This window comes from candidate division WOR-3 bacterium (assembly GCA_039801905.1).
Lineage (GTDB): Bacteria > Hydrothermota > Tepidihabitantia > Tepidihabitantales > JBDRVQ01 > JBDRVQ01.
In genome coordinates this window covers 1-14,071 of the sequence record JBDRVQ010000009.1, presented here as the reverse complement: position 1 = coordinate 14,071, position 14,071 = coordinate 1, and the positions used below count along the sequence as shown (strand labels likewise).

The following is a 14,071-nucleotide window of genomic DNA, read 5'->3' as shown; positions in this document are numbered from 1 at the left end:
GAGGGAGGAATTTCCCCCCTCCCTTCCTTATTAGGGTATTTTCTTATCTGAGAATCACAAAATCAACCCTTCGGTTGAGTTGTCTTCCTTCCTCGGTTTCATTAGAAGCGATTGGTCTTTTTTCTCCGTAGCCCTTTGCGGTAAGTCTTTGGGGAGCGATGCCACCATACTGAACAAGGAAATTAACGACCGCCTGGGCGCGTCTTTCGGAAAGTCTCTGGTTGAAGGCATCGGAACCAATATTGTCGGTATGACCTTGAATCTCAACTTGAATATCGGGATTATCTTTGAGAATCTGAATTGCCTCCATCAGAGCCGGATAAGATTCGGTTCTTAAAGTCGCCTTGGCGAAGTCAAAGTAAACCCCTTTCAAGGTTAAGACCATTCCCTTACTCACCAACTCAAATTTCCTTTCGGTCACTTCTCCTTTATTGATTGAGAAAGTGCTCGTCTGGGTAACATAACCTGGGGCTTCAACCTTTACTTGGTAAGAGCCAACTGGTAGTTCCGTAGTGAATTGTCCAGTTAAAGTATCAGTTAAAATAACCGGTCTTTGAGTTTCCATAAAGGTAATCGTTGCCGCAACCGGTTTACCGGATTGCTTATCAACAACTTTGCCCTGGAAGGTCCCTTTCATATCTAAGGGGGCAAGCCCAATCTCTAACTTAGAGATGCCACCATCTTCCACTTCCACCATTCTGGTTTCGGTGAAGTAACCATCTTTTTCCGCCACGAGATAGACCAAACCAGCAGGGACATTATTAATCTGGAAGAACCCGGTTGTGGGATTGGACATCGTTGGTGCCAGATTGAGGTCGGTGAAGGTGATCTTTGCCTCTAAGGGCTTTTTGGTATAGATATCGTAAATCCGTCCGGCTACTGTCCCATACGGAACGAGAGGCTTGAGGTTAAAGGTATAATTGGCAAAACCGCCATCGGTAATCACCACCGGAATCGCTTCTGGAATATAACCTTCTTTTTCCGCCTGGACAACAATCACGCCCACTGGTGCCCGCTGCAAGAAGAAGATACCGGTTTTGGGGTCAGTTTTCATAGAACGAATCTTCTGATTGGGAAAGGTAATAATTGCCTCCAAGGGCATACCGGTTCGGGCATCTTGCACCTTGCCCGCTAAACGACCCCAGGGTCTGCGGGGTGGTTTGGGGAAGGGTGAGATGAAGGCAAAGCCTAAAATCGCCTCGTAATCCGGAACCACATCCGTCAAACCGAGTTCTACCCCACCGGTAAGATGAAAATAAGGAATGCGCACCCTCACACCGGGAGTAATTCTCGCTTTGGCTTCTTTGGTAAAGAACCCAACACCTTCTCCCTTTTCTGAACTTGCCTCAATGAATAGGTCAACGGCATTAGAGGCCATCTCTAAGCCGGCACCAAGAAAGGAATATTTTTCATCTTCACCAAAACTTGAGCCGTAGTTAAAAATAATGGTGGGCAGTGTTTTATAGAGTTCCCAGAGGCGGAAAGACCCGATTGCTCGCCAGGATTTACCCTTCGGGAAAAGACCTTCCATAAACTCTAATTGGTGGTCAGATTTCTCCATCAACCAGTTTCCGGCAACCGCCAGTTTGATTACTGGTAAGTAGGGATAGGAAAGTTTCGCCCCTAAATTTTGCCCCTGCCAATCATAATACAGATGGAAGGGACCAGTTTTCGCATCAACCAGGCCGATAAGGCTGCCGAATACTTCAAAAAATGGGAATGGGGCATAGTTCATCTCCAGACCGAAAAGGGGACCGTGGTAGCGAACACTATAAGGGTCTAGTCTTTCCCGATTAAATACCCAACGGCTGGCAAAGACTAAGGCACCGTCTTCTTCCACTCGGGCATCCTGAATCCGAAAGAGGCCTCGTCCGCCGCCTAATGCCGGGTCAGCAAGCGTTAAAGAGAAAAAGAGGATTAAAGAAAATACAAAGATTAAACTTCGCATATCTCCTCCTTCACTTATTTCTTAAAAACCACATCTTATAACTATTTATTATAATTAAATAATTACATTTGTCAATAACACCGTTTTCTTGACACTCTCCCCTTTTGGTATATAATTGAATTATGAAGAAGAGAAAGTTGCATATTATCATCCCCGCAGCGGGAGAGGGAAGACGTCTTAAACCCCTTACCCACACCACACCAAAATCACTTTTAGCGGTGGCGGGAAAACCAATCATCGGCCATATCATTGAAAGGATCACCGACTTAAATCCGGAGAGGGTGGTCGTCGTCATCGGGAGTAACCAAGGAGGTCTGGTAGAAAAGTACCTCACCGAAACCTTCCACCTTCCTTTCTTTTTTGCTAAGCAAGAGAACCCATTGGGCTTGGGGGATGCGGTCTATCGGGCAAAGGATTATGTGGCAGAAGATGCCAGTTGTCTCATCATCCTGGGAGACACCATCCTGGATATGAATTTTTCTGAATTTATTAAAGAAGAGAATTTGGTGGGGGTAAAGCGAGTGGAAAATCCCCGCCGTTTTGGTATCGTAGAATTGAGAGACGGGGTAATCGCCCGCATTGTGGAGAAACCCCAAGAACCAAAGAGCGATTTGGCAATTGTTGGCGTCTATTACTTTACCGAAAGTGCTCCTCTTTTCCGCGCCCTGCAGACGATTATTGAGAAGAATATAAAGACGAAAGGAGAGTACCAACTCTCCGATGCCTTAGAATTATTGATTGAAGAAGGGTTAATTCTTAAAGCCCAGCCGGTGGAATACTGGTTAGATTGTGGAACGCCGGAGGCATTGATTGAGACGAACCGCTATCTCCTACAAAGTAATAACTACTATCAGGAACGGAAGGGAAGCGTCATCATCCCTCCGGTTTATATCGCCGATTCGGCATTGATTGAAGAATCGGTAATCGGTCCTTTCGTCTCAATTTCCGAAGAGGCAGAAATCCGGCGGTCAATAATTAAAGATTCCATCATCAACCGCAACGCCACGGTAGAAAATTCCCTTTTGGCGGAGACGATTCTGGGGGAGAATGCGGTAATTAAAGAGAAACCGCTAAGATTAAATCTCGGTGACTTTTCTCTAATGGAATTCCATTGAAATTTTCCTTAGAGAAAAAATCCGGTTCTGCCCGGGTTGGCCGGTTAGAGTTGCCCCACGGGGTTGTGGAGACACCAGTCTTCATGCCGGTGGGAACACAAGGGACGGTAAAGACGATGAGCCCAAAAGAATTATCGGAGATCGGGGTGGAGATGATTGTTGCCAATACCTACCATCTCTATCTGCGACCGGGGGTGGAGGTGATAAGGTTAGCCGGTGGTCTAAATCAATTCACCGGAATTAATCTCCCAATCCTCACCGATTCCGGTGGTTTCCAAATCACCTCTCTCTCCTCTTTAGTGAAAATTAGCCGAGAGGGGATTCAATTTCAATCCCATATTGATGGTTCTTATCACTTCTTCACCCCAGAAAAGGTGATTGAAATCCAAAGTATTTTTCAGAATGATATTGCGATGTGCCTCGATTGCTGCCTGGGCTTTCCCTTACCTTACGAAAAGGCGAAAGAAGCGGTAAAGATAAATACCGAATGGGCAAAACGGTCAAAGGCGATTTCCCGAATTACCACCTTTGCTATAATTCAAGGGGGAACCTTTTCGGATTTGAGAAAAGAATCGGCGCAGACTCTGCTTGATTTAGATTTTCCTGGTTACGCGATTGGCGGTCTATTTTTAGGTGAGCCAGCCGCCGTCAGTTACGAGATGATAAAACTCCTCTCTGAGATCCTACCCGAAGAGAAACCGAGATACGTGATGGGCGCTGGGTATCCCGAAGATATAATTGAATGTGTCAATATGGGGATTGATATGTTTGATTGTGTCCTACCGACCCGCAACGGCAGAACTGGAACCGCTTTCACCTCCGAGGGGCGAATTTTGATTCGGAATGCCCGATACAGCAAAGACTTTTCCCCCTTAGATTCAAGGTGCGAATGCTATACGTGTAAAAATTTCTCTCGCGCCTATCTCCGCCACCTCTTCATCGCGGAAGAGATTTTGGGGCAGCGGCTTTTAACCTATCACAATCTCCATTTCTTCATTAATCTCCTGAAGCAGATCCGCTCGGCGATTAGAGAAGAGCGCTGGGAAAATTTTACTCGGAATTTTTTGCGGGAATACAAAAGGGAGGAGAGATGAAATTTAAAGGATGGACCATCCTCTTATTTCTTTGGAGCAAAATTTTTGCTTTCGGCTATCTTACTGTAAAAACCGAACCGGAGGGGATGGAGGTCTTTTTGGACGGTAATTCAATCGGTCGCTCGCCCATTCAATTGAAGAAACTCCAAACCGGTTCTTATACTATCTCCCTCTTTCCCAACGATTCCTTAGAAAATGCCTACTGGCGGGCGCGGGAAAAGGGAGTCTTTGAGATTATCAAGCAGCTTCCGAATTTTGCCCGCTACCATACGGCAAGCGCTCGGGTTGATATCAGGGAAGATCAAGAGACGGAAATCGTTTTGAGTTACCCGGAGGCATTGCGAGCAAAAAGGAACGCCACCTGGCTTTTATGGGGTGGTACCTCCTGCCTCTTTGCCACCGGGACAATCTTTGGGATCTTACTCACTCTATTATTTAAATAGGAGAAGAAATTATTAAGAATTTGTTAATCTTCGTATATCTTTTTACCAACTCCCTCTTTTTGGCTAAATACCTCTCGCGCCTCACCGATCTCTATCCCCACCTCATCATCCCTTATCTCATTATCCTCCTCACCCTTTTCTCCTTCTCGGAGAAGATTAATAAGAGATTTTCTACTCGCTTCCTCTATCTCTCTATCTCCTTCGCCACCAGTCTTCTCCTCTTTCTCTTAATGCACCAATTTAACCCCCGAGATTTTCGGATTGGACGCTATCCGGCGCTTTTAGAATGGTTAACAAGGTTTTTGCGGGGTATTTTCCCCTATGGCGGCCCAACCCGACCTTCTGGTTTCCCCTTCTTATTCCTCCTTGCCCTCCCCTTTTACCTCTTAGGAGATTTGGGGGTTTTACAAATCTTCGGTTTTCTCCTCTTTGCTTTTATCCTTTCCTCAAAAGAAGGGAGGTTTTTTAGCCTCCTCCTTCTTATCCTCTCTCCCTCTTTTCTCTTTGAGGTAATAACCCGCTCCGAACTTTTCACCAATATGACTTTAGTTTTAGGCTACCTCCTATTATTCCAGAAAAAAGAGTTGGCGATAAAAAAAAGGTATTCATTCCTTTATGGTCTTTTGGGGGGACTTCTCTTGGCGACGAGGGGAATTGTCCTCTTCTCTTACCTCCTTTTTTTCCCCTCTCATTTTAAGGGAGAAGAGAAGAAGGGGATTATTTTCCTTTCCGGTTTGGCTCTGGCTTTTTTGGCTGTCAATCTCCCCTTCTTCTTATGGGATGCCGATAGTTTTATAAGGAATGGTCCCTTTTCCATTCAAACTGGGTATTTACCTTCCCTTCTTCTCCCCATCTTTTTCCTAAGCGCTTTAATCTTAGGCTTAAATTGGAAGAAAGAAAAAGAGCCTTATGGAATCATCGCCCTTTTTCTCTTCCTTATTGTCTTTTTGGCCTTCCTTTTAGTAATAATTGAATCTGGCTTTTATCCGGCGCTTTGGGGAAGCCAATTTGACATCTCCTATTTTATCTTCCCTCTACCTTTTCTCCTCTATGCAATTTCGGACAAGAAAATTTTTAACCACCCATTCCCTTTACCGGCTTGAAAGATTTTTTAACGAACCAGGGAAAATTTTTATAAGTTTCCCACCACTTTTTTAACCACTCTTTAGTCGTCTTATCAGCGGAATTCCCGCTGCCAATCGTCAACCCCCCGATTTGGTATTTGGGATTTTCCTTTATCCTTTTGATTATCTTCTCCCGGAATCTTTTGGCAATAATGGAAGCCACCTTCACCTCCAAATATTTCTCGTCGGCATTGGGGGTGATTATCACCTTCCCTTCTTTCCTTTGGAGGGATTGGAGGAATTGCTGAAATTTTCCCCCAACTCCGTAATCGTCAAGGACGAGGCGGTAGCGGGCTAAATTTCCCCTTTCCTTTAATATTCCTTTAAGAAAGAGATTGATAATTTTTTTATATCCTTTATCCAGGAGGCGATTGAGGTTATTGCCCGATAATTGATCGGGAGGAATCTCTTCCACAATGTAGGAGAAACCTTCTTCCTTCAATAATGAGAGTTGGGTAAAGGTCCTCTCCCAGTAATTAAGGTTATGCCGCTTTTTGGTATTTGCCAAGCCGACGATGGCGTCAACTTTACTAAAAAGTGCCGCCGGGAATAAAACTCCGGTCAGAACTATCGGTCCGATAATCTCCCCTTTTCCTGTTTCATCAAAACCGAGAAGAAATTCCCGGTCGGGTAGTTCGTATCTCGGACCGGCAATTTTCTCAATCGCTTGATAAACAGTTAAAATATCATTCTCCGAAGAGTGGGGAGGCGAGGAATAGAGCGTGCCGTTAGGATAGTAGGTGAAGGTGGAATTGAAAAGACGAATCCGCCACCGCTCATTAGGATTTTTCACCTCTTCCTCCTCCCCTCCCTTTTTTAAGAGATAGAGTTTTATCCTTTCCGCCTGCTTCTCTTTGAGATTATGCCAGGTTCGGCCGCTTGCCATTTTGACAATTTCTATCATAGAAGAAAAAAATCTTTTGTCAACTGCCACCGCTAACAGTGATCATGACCACATTAGGCATACTTTTAGGAATGCTCCAAAAGACTTTTCAAAAAACTTTGGCAAAATCTTTAATAGACCCAATCCTCATCTTCTACTAAAGAAAAGGGGAGGTTTATTATTGACATTGGCATTTGGTAGACAAGGATTCAAAAGGGGAAGAAAGAAGAGAATGGGTAGGGAGAGAGGAGTCATCGGATGGATTAAGATAGAACTCTCCAACTTTGGGATGGTTACGATCTCTGTAAACAGGACAAGCCACATACCATTTTCCTAACTTCGTTCGGAGAAGGATCCAAGTTGACTTCTCCTTTTTTCTTAAATATAATCGCAAGGTGGTAGGAGAAATAACCCTGAATCCCAGGAGGAAAATATGAAAAAACTTTTCCCTCTCTTTCTTCTTTTAACCCTTTTCTGTCAGAAATCATCGGTGATTAAAATCGGCCTCATCGCCCCCATTACCGGTGATGTCAAAACCTTTGGCGAATCGGTAAAGAATGCCTTCTTATTGGCGATTGAGGAAGCGAACAGCCGGGGAGGTGTCTTAGGAAAGAAGATCACCTATGTCATCGCCGACGATAAAAACGACCCGACCGAAGCGGCTAACGCCGGCGCCAAATTGATAAATCAAGACCGGGTAAACTACATTATCGGTTCGGTCTCTTCCAAATGTTCCATCCCCCTTTCGGAGATTTGCCAACCGGCTGATGTCTTAATGGTAACACCCACCTCCACCAATCCCAAAGTGACGATTCGAGACGATGGCTCAAGAAAACCAAATATCTTCCGTGCCTGCTTCATTGACCCATTCCAAGGGAAGGTAGCGGCAAAATTCGCTTTGGAACAGTTAAAAGCGAAAAAGGCGGCGGTCCTTTACGATATTGGTAACGATTACACCAAAGGATTGGCGGAATTCTTCCGCGACGCCTTCCAAAAGGGTGGTGGGGTAATTACAGTTTATGAATCCTATTCCAAAGATGATGTTGACTTCTCCGCCCTTCTCACCAAAGTGAAGGGAGAAAATCCCGATATCCTCTTTTTACCCGATTATTACAATAAGGTGGCGCTCATCGCTAAACAGGCTCGGCAGATGGGTCTCCAATCAATCCTCTTGGGCGGTGACGGCTGGGATTCTCCTGATATGGTGAAGATTGCCGGCGAGGCGATTGAAGGGGGGTACTTCACCAATCATTATTCACCCGATGACCCAAGACCCGAAGTCCAGGAATGGGTAAAGAAATACGAAGAGAAATACGGCAGTAAACCTGATGCCTTGGCTACGCTCGCTTATGATGCCACCAATCTCCTCCTGGAAGCGATCCGACGGGCAAACTCCGAAGAGGTAAGTAAAGTGCGGGAGGCGCTCCAAAAAATTAGAGAATTTAAGTGCGTCTCGGGGGAGATGAGTATTGATGAAAATGGTGACCCAATAAAAGGGGCGGTAATTTTACAATATAAAGGGGGAAAACAGGTGTTCGTAGCGATGGTGAAACCCGACTGATGTCCTATCTCTGCCAGCAGTTAATTAACGGCCTCCAATTGGGAAGCGTTTACGCCTTAATCGCCTTAGGTTATACTATGGTTTACGGAATTGTCCGCCTCATCAACTTTGCCCACGGCGATATATTTATGATCGGTGCCTATGTTGGCTATTTTGCCCTGAATGTTTATAAAATCCCCCTCCCCTTCGTCTTTCCCTTAGCGATGGCGATCTGTGCTTTATTGGGAATGACCATTGAGAAATTAGCCTATAAACCTTTAAGGAATGCGCCCCGGATTAACCTCTTAATCACCGCGATGGGGGTCTCCCTTTTCTTAGAATATTTCTCTAGCCTCAAATTTATTTTCGGTCCTAATTTTTTAGCCTATCCCCGACCGTTCCGGGTGACAAACATCTGCCTTGGGGGATTGATGATTAACTCCGTCACCATCTTTGTCTTTTTAATCGTCTTCTCCCTTTTGCTCCTTTTAGAAATTATCGTCTACCGGACAAAAATCGGGATGGCGATGCGTGCCGTCTCTTATGATAAAGAGACCTCCGCCCTCATGGGTATCAATGTTGACAACATCATATCCTTCACCTTCGGTTTGGGTTCCGCCTTAGCCGCTGTTGGTGGAATTTTATACGGAATCGCCTATCCTCAAATTCATCCCTTTATGGGGATAATGCCCGGCTTGAAGGCATTTGTGGCGGCGGTCTTAGGAGGAATTGGGATAATAAAAGGGGCGGTGGTTGGGGCTTTGATTATGGGAGTCTTAGAAGTTCTCACTTCCGCCTACCTCTCCTCCACCTGGCGTGATGCCATCGCCTTCTCCTTACTTATTCTCTTCCTCATTTTTAAGCCCACTGGAATTTTTGGAAAAGAGGAAATGGAAAAGGTATGAAGAAAATTCCTTCCTTTCTCTTTATCCTCCTCCTCTACTTAATCCTCAAAATCCTATTCACCACCAATCTCCTCAACCCCTACCTCCAACAGATTATCCTTTATGTCGGCATCATTATCATTTGGACCTTAGGTCTCAATTTAATCTATGGTTTCTCCGGCCAGTTCTCCTTAGGGCAGGCGGGATTTTACGGGATCGGGGCTTATCTCGGGGCAATCCTCACCAAACTCTTTCCCCATTCTTTGGCTATCATCCCTCTCTCTCTCTTCGCTTCTTTCTTCGGAACGGGTCTGATCGCCTTTCTGATTGGGATTCCGGTTCTCCGTCTCCGTTCCGACTATTTGGCAATTGCCACCCTGGGGTTTGGGATCATCGTGAAAGTACTCTTTGATAATGCGGATGCCATCCTTCCCCAATTTGGTGGTTCCCGGGGGATGCTCGGTATCCCAAAATATACCAATTTAGAAATTACCTACCTCTTTCTCATCGCCGTCATCTTTCTGATGAGAAATTTAATCAATTCCAAATACGGTCGGGCGCTTTTAGCCTTAAAAAACGATGAGATTACCGCGGATGTGATGGGGATTAATACCTTCTGGTATAAGACCTTCGCCTTCGCCTTAGGTTCTTCCTTTGCCGGAATCGCGGGCTGGCTTTACGCCCACCTCTATACCTTCCTCCATCCCTCCAACTTTGAATTCCTAAAATCAATTGATTGCCTCCTCATCGTCATTCTGGGAGGAATGGGCAGTATTACCGGGACAATTTTAGCGGCGATCATTTGGATCTTCCTCATTGAAGGGTTAAGGGTAATCCTACCCGCCTCCCTTGTGGAATGGCGCTTCATCATCTACCCTCTACTTCTCATCATAATGATGATTAAAAGACCACAGGGGATATTGGGGAAAAGATGAGTCTTCTTGAAGTTAAGGAATTGACAAAGAATTTTGGGGGTTTGAAGGCGGTCTCCTCTTTTAACCTCTCCCTCCATCCCTTAGAATTTGTCGGCTTAATCGGACCGAATGGGGCTGGCAAGACCACAGTCTTTAATCTCTTAACCGGAATTTATAAACCAACCAGTGGTAAAATCTTTTTTGCCGGAGAGGAGATTACCGGTCTGCCTCCCCACCGCATCACCAAAATGGGGATTGCCCGAACCTTTCAGAATATTCGCCTCTTTAAGGAGATGAGCGTTCTCGATAATATCCGCACCGCCTATCACCCCCACATCCGATATCACCCCTTCTCCGCCATCTTCCGGACTAAAAGTTTTAAGAAGGAAGAAGAGGAGATTATAAATTCCATCTCCTCCCTCGCTACGGTCTTTAAGTTGGAGAGATACCTCCATCAGAATGTTAAGAACTTACCTTATGGTGAGCAGCGGAAGGTGGAGATTGTCCGCGCCCTGATCGCCAAACCGAAACTCCTCCTTCTGGACGAACCGACCTGTGGGATGAATCCTAAGGAAGTCTCGGAACTGGTAGCCCTATTAAAATTCATTAAGGAAAGGTATTCCCTAACTATCCTCCTCATTGAACACCGGATGCCGGTAGTGATGGGTATCTGCCAGAGGATTGTGGTGATGGACTTCGGAGAGGTAATTGCCGAAGGGAGTCCCGAAGAGGTGAAAGAGAATAAGAAAGTGATTGAGGCTTATTTAGGGAAGGCTTGATGTTTCTCCAAGTTGAAGAGTTAAATGTCCATTACGGCTCAATCCATGCCTTACAGGGGATCTCTTTTTACCTCCAAGAAGGGGAGATTGTCTGCTTGATTGGGGCAAACGGGGCGGGTAAGTCAACCGTCCTGAAAGCCATCTCCGGACTTATAAAACCCAGTTCCGGGAGGATAATTTTTATGGATAATGAGATCACCAACCTTCCGGCGCATAAGGTGAGTAGTCTGGGCATCTCCTATGTCCCAGAAGGGAGAAGACCCTTTGCCAACCTCACCGTCTACGAGAACCTCCGGCTTGGTGGTTATCACCTCAAAGATGAGAAGGAGTTTTCCTTAAGATTAGAGAAGGTCTTCAAATCATTTCCTCGGCTTAAAGAGCGCCTCCACCAATCTGCCGCCACCCTCTCCGGAGGTGAATTACAGATGCTCGCCTTGGGTCGGGGATTAATCTCCCAACCGAAACTTTTACTCTTAGACGAACCCTCCATGGGGCTTTCCCCAATTTTAGTCTCCGAAACCTTCTCCATCATAAAAGAGATTCAAAAGCGGGGAATTTCCATCCTCCTTGTTGAGCAGAATGCCCATATGGCACTTTCTATTGCCAATCGGGCTTATGTCTTAGAGACAGGAAAGATTGTCCTCTCCGGTGAAGCTCAAGCCCTCCTTTCCGACCCAAGATTAAAAGAGGCCTATTTGTAAAAGCCAATAAGTCTTTGAGAGATAAAGACTTAGAAAAGTAGGAAATTTAGTGTCAGAAAATGGGGGGTATTTCCGTTATTTATATGTAGGGGGTATTGGGTTCTAATCCCAACCCCGAAAGAGAAATATGAGAAAGGCAATTTTAAGCGAATACGACTCAGAGATTAGGGAGGCGCTATCGGATAAGTAATCTTAACAGATTTAATTTTTAACAATTTTATGAGAAAGGAGGGGAGTCTCTTTATAAAATTGGGTGTAGCATACAGGGGATGGTATCGGGGGCCTGATGGAAAGTCTAAGTAATGGTCTAATAATTGGTCTAACTTTAAGTCTAACTAAGATTCTAATAAAAAGAATAATTAGAAATCTAATTAAGGGTCTAATTGAAAGTTTAATTGGGGGGTTAATTATAGATTTAACCGAGAGCCTAATTGAAAGTTTAACCGGAGGTGTAATCAAAAGCCTAAAAGAAAACCAAATAGAAAGACGCCTCTCAGAAATACAGCAATTTTAAGGATATGCTCATATCACCGGGGCATTTTCATTAACTTCTTTATCGCCTTGCCGTAAAGTATTATCCGGTTGTTAAAATCTTTTGCCTCTTTTATCTGTGAGGTTAACAGGGCAAAGGTTAACTTTTTATCAAGCCAAAATTTCACCTCCCGATAATGAACTTCGCTATCATTTCTCATCTCAATCTCCCCGTGCGTTTTGCCAGAAACCTTAAAGAGCACTTTCTGGTCATCAATTTGGCCTTTTCCTTTTGCCTTAGAGTTTGCCAATTCATAATTTTTGGTCAAAATGTCCACTACTTCTCCACTCCAAAACACATGAAAGATATTTTTTTCTTTTATCACTAAAAAATTAACCTCTCCACTATTGAACATACTTTTATCAAGGAATGCCGCAAGGAGCCTCTTTTCTTTTAGCCTTTGGCATAATTCCCGCATCGGTCTTTGTAATCTTCTTTTATACCTTTCCTTGTCTTTTAAGTAATCTTTTCGCAACTCTGGAAAACTTTCTATACATTGTAAAAATAATTCACCAAGTCCGTTCATAGCCCGAAAGGTATAGTCCTGTTCAAATCTTGTCTTACCGTAAAGAAAAATCTGCCACTTCTTTTCTCCACTCTTTACCGAATAAGAGTGTCCTTCTAAATCAATCACATCCTTTTTCGCTTGGGGTTCACTTTTGTATTCTTTACCAATTCCTAATAAGAGAGCAAATTCTTTAGCATCTGCATGTCCTTTTCTCTTTACATAACTTGCCTTTTCTGAGGTCATCGCCTTCTTTTTAGGCATATTTAATAATCAATAACTCTTTTGTTTTTTTAATGTGATTGCTATTTTTCATCCTCCGATTTAAGCCGATTCTTGTTTCTCCTTGTCCTAAGGTATAATGGGTGGGTAGTTCAACAATTTCAAAGTCTTTATACCATTTTCTTATGGTGGGGGCATCATTGTAAGACAAAATAAATCCCCCTTCATGTTGTAATAAAAGGTCTCGCAATAATTCGTGATTAAAATTATTATGGTGAATGGGGAAATTTCTTTGCGGGTAGAGTCCGCGGAAAAGGGTGCTGTCTTTTCCCAAATAATAAGGTGGGTCGCAATAGAGAAAATCATCTTTGAATTTTGGAATAACCTCCTCAAAGGAGGCGCATTCAATTTTGATATTTTTGACATTAAAGTTTTTCACCCTTTCTAAAAGGCGCTGATACATTTCTTCGTTGGCATAAACACTTGACATCCAACCTAAAAAGCCGGGACCATAGGAAAGATTGTGATTAAAATAATAATAGGCGGCTAATTTTAAGGGGGGTAGTTTTATTTCTTTTTGCCAATGTCTTTTTAATTCCTCTTTCACCCAATTATAAGTCTCCTTCGTCGGCTTTAATTTCACCAAAACTTGGTATAAATCATAGGGTTTTGCAATTTGGACCTGCCAGTAATTGACAAGGATATCAAATATCTCAAAACCAACTACCTCAATTCCCAATTCTTTTGCCACCGCGACTTCAATGGAACCGCCACCAAAAAATGGGGAAACTAATCTTTTGATCTGATCGGGCAATTTTTCTATCACATAACCAACTGCCCAACTCTTTCCCCCGGCATATCTTAAAGGGGAACCCAGGTATCTTTTATACTTCCTACCTTTACCCCTTAGCCGGCATAAGAATTCTTCTTTTGGACTTTGGGGAAATAATTCTAAAACTGAATATCTCTGGGCAATCTCTCTAACTTTTAATGGGTAATTGAAAGATAGAGTCCCCCAGATTTTTCTTTTTAATTCTTTCACATCTGTATTATACCAGCTAAAAGTTTTCCTGTCAATTAGCCGGTTTTCATCAAAAATAATCTTACCGAAAATGGGTTATTTAATCAAAAATATCTTACCATTGAAAAAATTTAGGCTCCCTCCCATATTAAAAAGTAATAGGGGGAGCCTTTATGGTTATAACGATGCCAAAGGAAATATATAAAATGAAAATTAAACGGTCAATAATTAAAGCTAACGCCAAAAATTATCATTCCGCATCAAAAAAGAAGAAAACAGAAATTCTTAATGAATTAGTTCAAATAACTAATCTCCATCGAAAGTATCTTATAACCCTCCTCAATGGCACCGGTAAGGTAATTTATA

15 protein-coding genes are annotated in these 14,071 nt (G+C 43.6%); 11 read left to right on the top strand and 4 right to left on the bottom strand.

Features of this window, described 5'->3' with window-relative positions:
- Positions 1-43: 43 nt before the first annotated feature.
- Entirely contained in the window at positions 44-1,948 is a 1,905-nt protein-coding gene (locus tag ABIL00_02760) for an OmpA family protein (protein MEO0109690.1), read from the bottom strand.
- 122 nt (positions 1,949-2,070) lie between these two features.
- Here ABIL00_02760 and ABIL00_02755 point away from each other — a divergent pair, with 122 nt between their 5' ends.
- From ABIL00_02755 to ABIL00_02740, 4 genes are read left to right on the top strand one after another with little or no spacing between them, the layout of a single operon-like run.
- Entirely contained in the window at positions 2,071-3,063 is a 993-nt protein-coding gene (locus tag ABIL00_02755) for a sugar phosphate nucleotidyltransferase (GenBank protein MEO0109689.1), read from the top strand.
- Positions 3,054-4,157 (top strand): tRNA guanosine(34) transglycosylase Tgt, encoded by a 1,104-nt coding sequence (gene tgt, locus ABIL00_02750; GenBank protein ID MEO0109688.1) that lies wholly within the window; start codon positions 3,054-3,056, stop codon positions 4,155-4,157. The genes ABIL00_02755 and tgt overlap by 10 nt, the downstream gene beginning before the upstream one ends.
- Positions 4,154-4,600, top strand: coding sequence for a PEGA domain-containing protein (locus ABIL00_02745; GenBank protein MEO0109687.1), 447 nt, complete (start codon positions 4,154-4,156; stop codon positions 4,598-4,600). The genes tgt and ABIL00_02745 overlap by 4 nt, the downstream gene beginning before the upstream one ends.
- 20 nt (positions 4,601-4,620) lie before the next feature.
- Positions 4,621-5,703 (top strand): hypothetical protein, encoded by a 1,083-nt coding sequence (locus tag ABIL00_02740; GenBank protein MEO0109686.1) that lies wholly within the window; start codon positions 4,621-4,623, stop codon positions 5,701-5,703.
- Here the strand turns inward: ABIL00_02740 and ABIL00_02735 are convergent.
- Positions 5,675-6,628, bottom strand: a complete 954-nt coding sequence (locus tag ABIL00_02735) for a hypothetical protein (protein ID MEO0109685.1) — start codon at positions 6,626-6,628, stop codon at positions 5,675-5,677. The two genes, ABIL00_02740 and ABIL00_02735, sit on opposite strands and share 29 nt — an antisense overlap.
- A gap of 166 nt (positions 6,629-6,794) precedes the next feature.
- Between ABIL00_02735 and ABIL00_02730 the strand changes: the two genes are divergently transcribed.
- From ABIL00_02730 to ABIL00_02705, 6 genes are all read left to right on the top strand, one after another.
- On the top strand, positions 6,795-6,944 hold the full coding sequence (locus ABIL00_02730) for a hypothetical protein (GenBank protein MEO0109684.1): 150 nt from the start codon (positions 6,795-6,797) through the stop codon (positions 6,942-6,944).
- A 96-nt stretch (positions 6,945-7,040) separates the two neighbouring features.
- Positions 7,041-8,168 carry an ABC transporter substrate-binding protein gene (locus tag ABIL00_02725; GenBank protein MEO0109683.1) on the top strand — a complete coding sequence of 376 codons (1,128 nt, stop codon included), beginning with the start codon at positions 7,041-7,043 and terminating at the stop codon, positions 8,166-8,168.
- A complete protein-coding gene (locus ABIL00_02720; GenBank protein MEO0109682.1) occupies positions 8,168-9,052 on the top strand; it encodes a branched-chain amino acid ABC transporter permease in 885 nt (294 codons plus the stop codon). The genes ABIL00_02725 and ABIL00_02720 overlap by 1 nt, the downstream gene beginning before the upstream one ends.
- Positions 9,049-9,966, top strand: coding sequence for a branched-chain amino acid ABC transporter permease (locus tag ABIL00_02715; protein ID MEO0109681.1), 918 nt, complete (start codon positions 9,049-9,051; stop codon positions 9,964-9,966). Before ABIL00_02720 ends, ABIL00_02715 begins: the two co-directional genes overlap by 4 nt.
- Positions 9,963-10,724, top strand: a complete 762-nt coding sequence (locus ABIL00_02710) for an ABC transporter ATP-binding protein (GenBank protein ID MEO0109680.1) — start codon at positions 9,963-9,965, stop codon at positions 10,722-10,724. Before ABIL00_02715 ends, ABIL00_02710 begins: the two co-directional genes overlap by 4 nt.
- On the top strand, positions 10,724-11,425 hold the full coding sequence (locus tag ABIL00_02705) for an ABC transporter ATP-binding protein (protein ID MEO0109679.1): 702 nt from the start codon (positions 10,724-10,726) through the stop codon (positions 11,423-11,425). Before ABIL00_02710 ends, ABIL00_02705 begins: the two co-directional genes overlap by 1 nt.
- A gap of 527 nt (positions 11,426-11,952) precedes the next feature.
- On the opposite strand, the gene ABIL00_02700 is transcribed toward ABIL00_02705, so the two are convergent.
- Both ABIL00_02700 and ABIL00_02695 read right to left on the bottom strand, forming a co-directional pair.
- The gene (locus tag ABIL00_02700; protein ID MEO0109678.1) at positions 11,953-12,726 is read right to left on the bottom strand and encodes a hypothetical protein; all 774 of its coding nucleotides are present in this window, start codon (positions 12,724-12,726) and stop codon (positions 11,953-11,955) included.
- Positions 12,719-13,660: a DNA adenine methylase gene (locus tag ABIL00_02695; protein MEO0109677.1), complete on the bottom strand. Its 942-nt coding sequence runs from the start codon at positions 13,658-13,660 to the stop codon at positions 12,719-12,721. Before ABIL00_02695 ends, ABIL00_02700 begins: the two co-directional genes overlap by 8 nt.
- Before the next feature lie 218 nt (positions 13,661-13,878).
- On the opposite strand from ABIL00_02695, the gene ABIL00_02690 reads away from it, so the two are divergent.
- Positions 13,879-14,071: hypothetical protein (locus ABIL00_02690; GenBank protein ID MEO0109676.1), on the top strand; the 193-nt coding region annotated here is incomplete at its 3' end.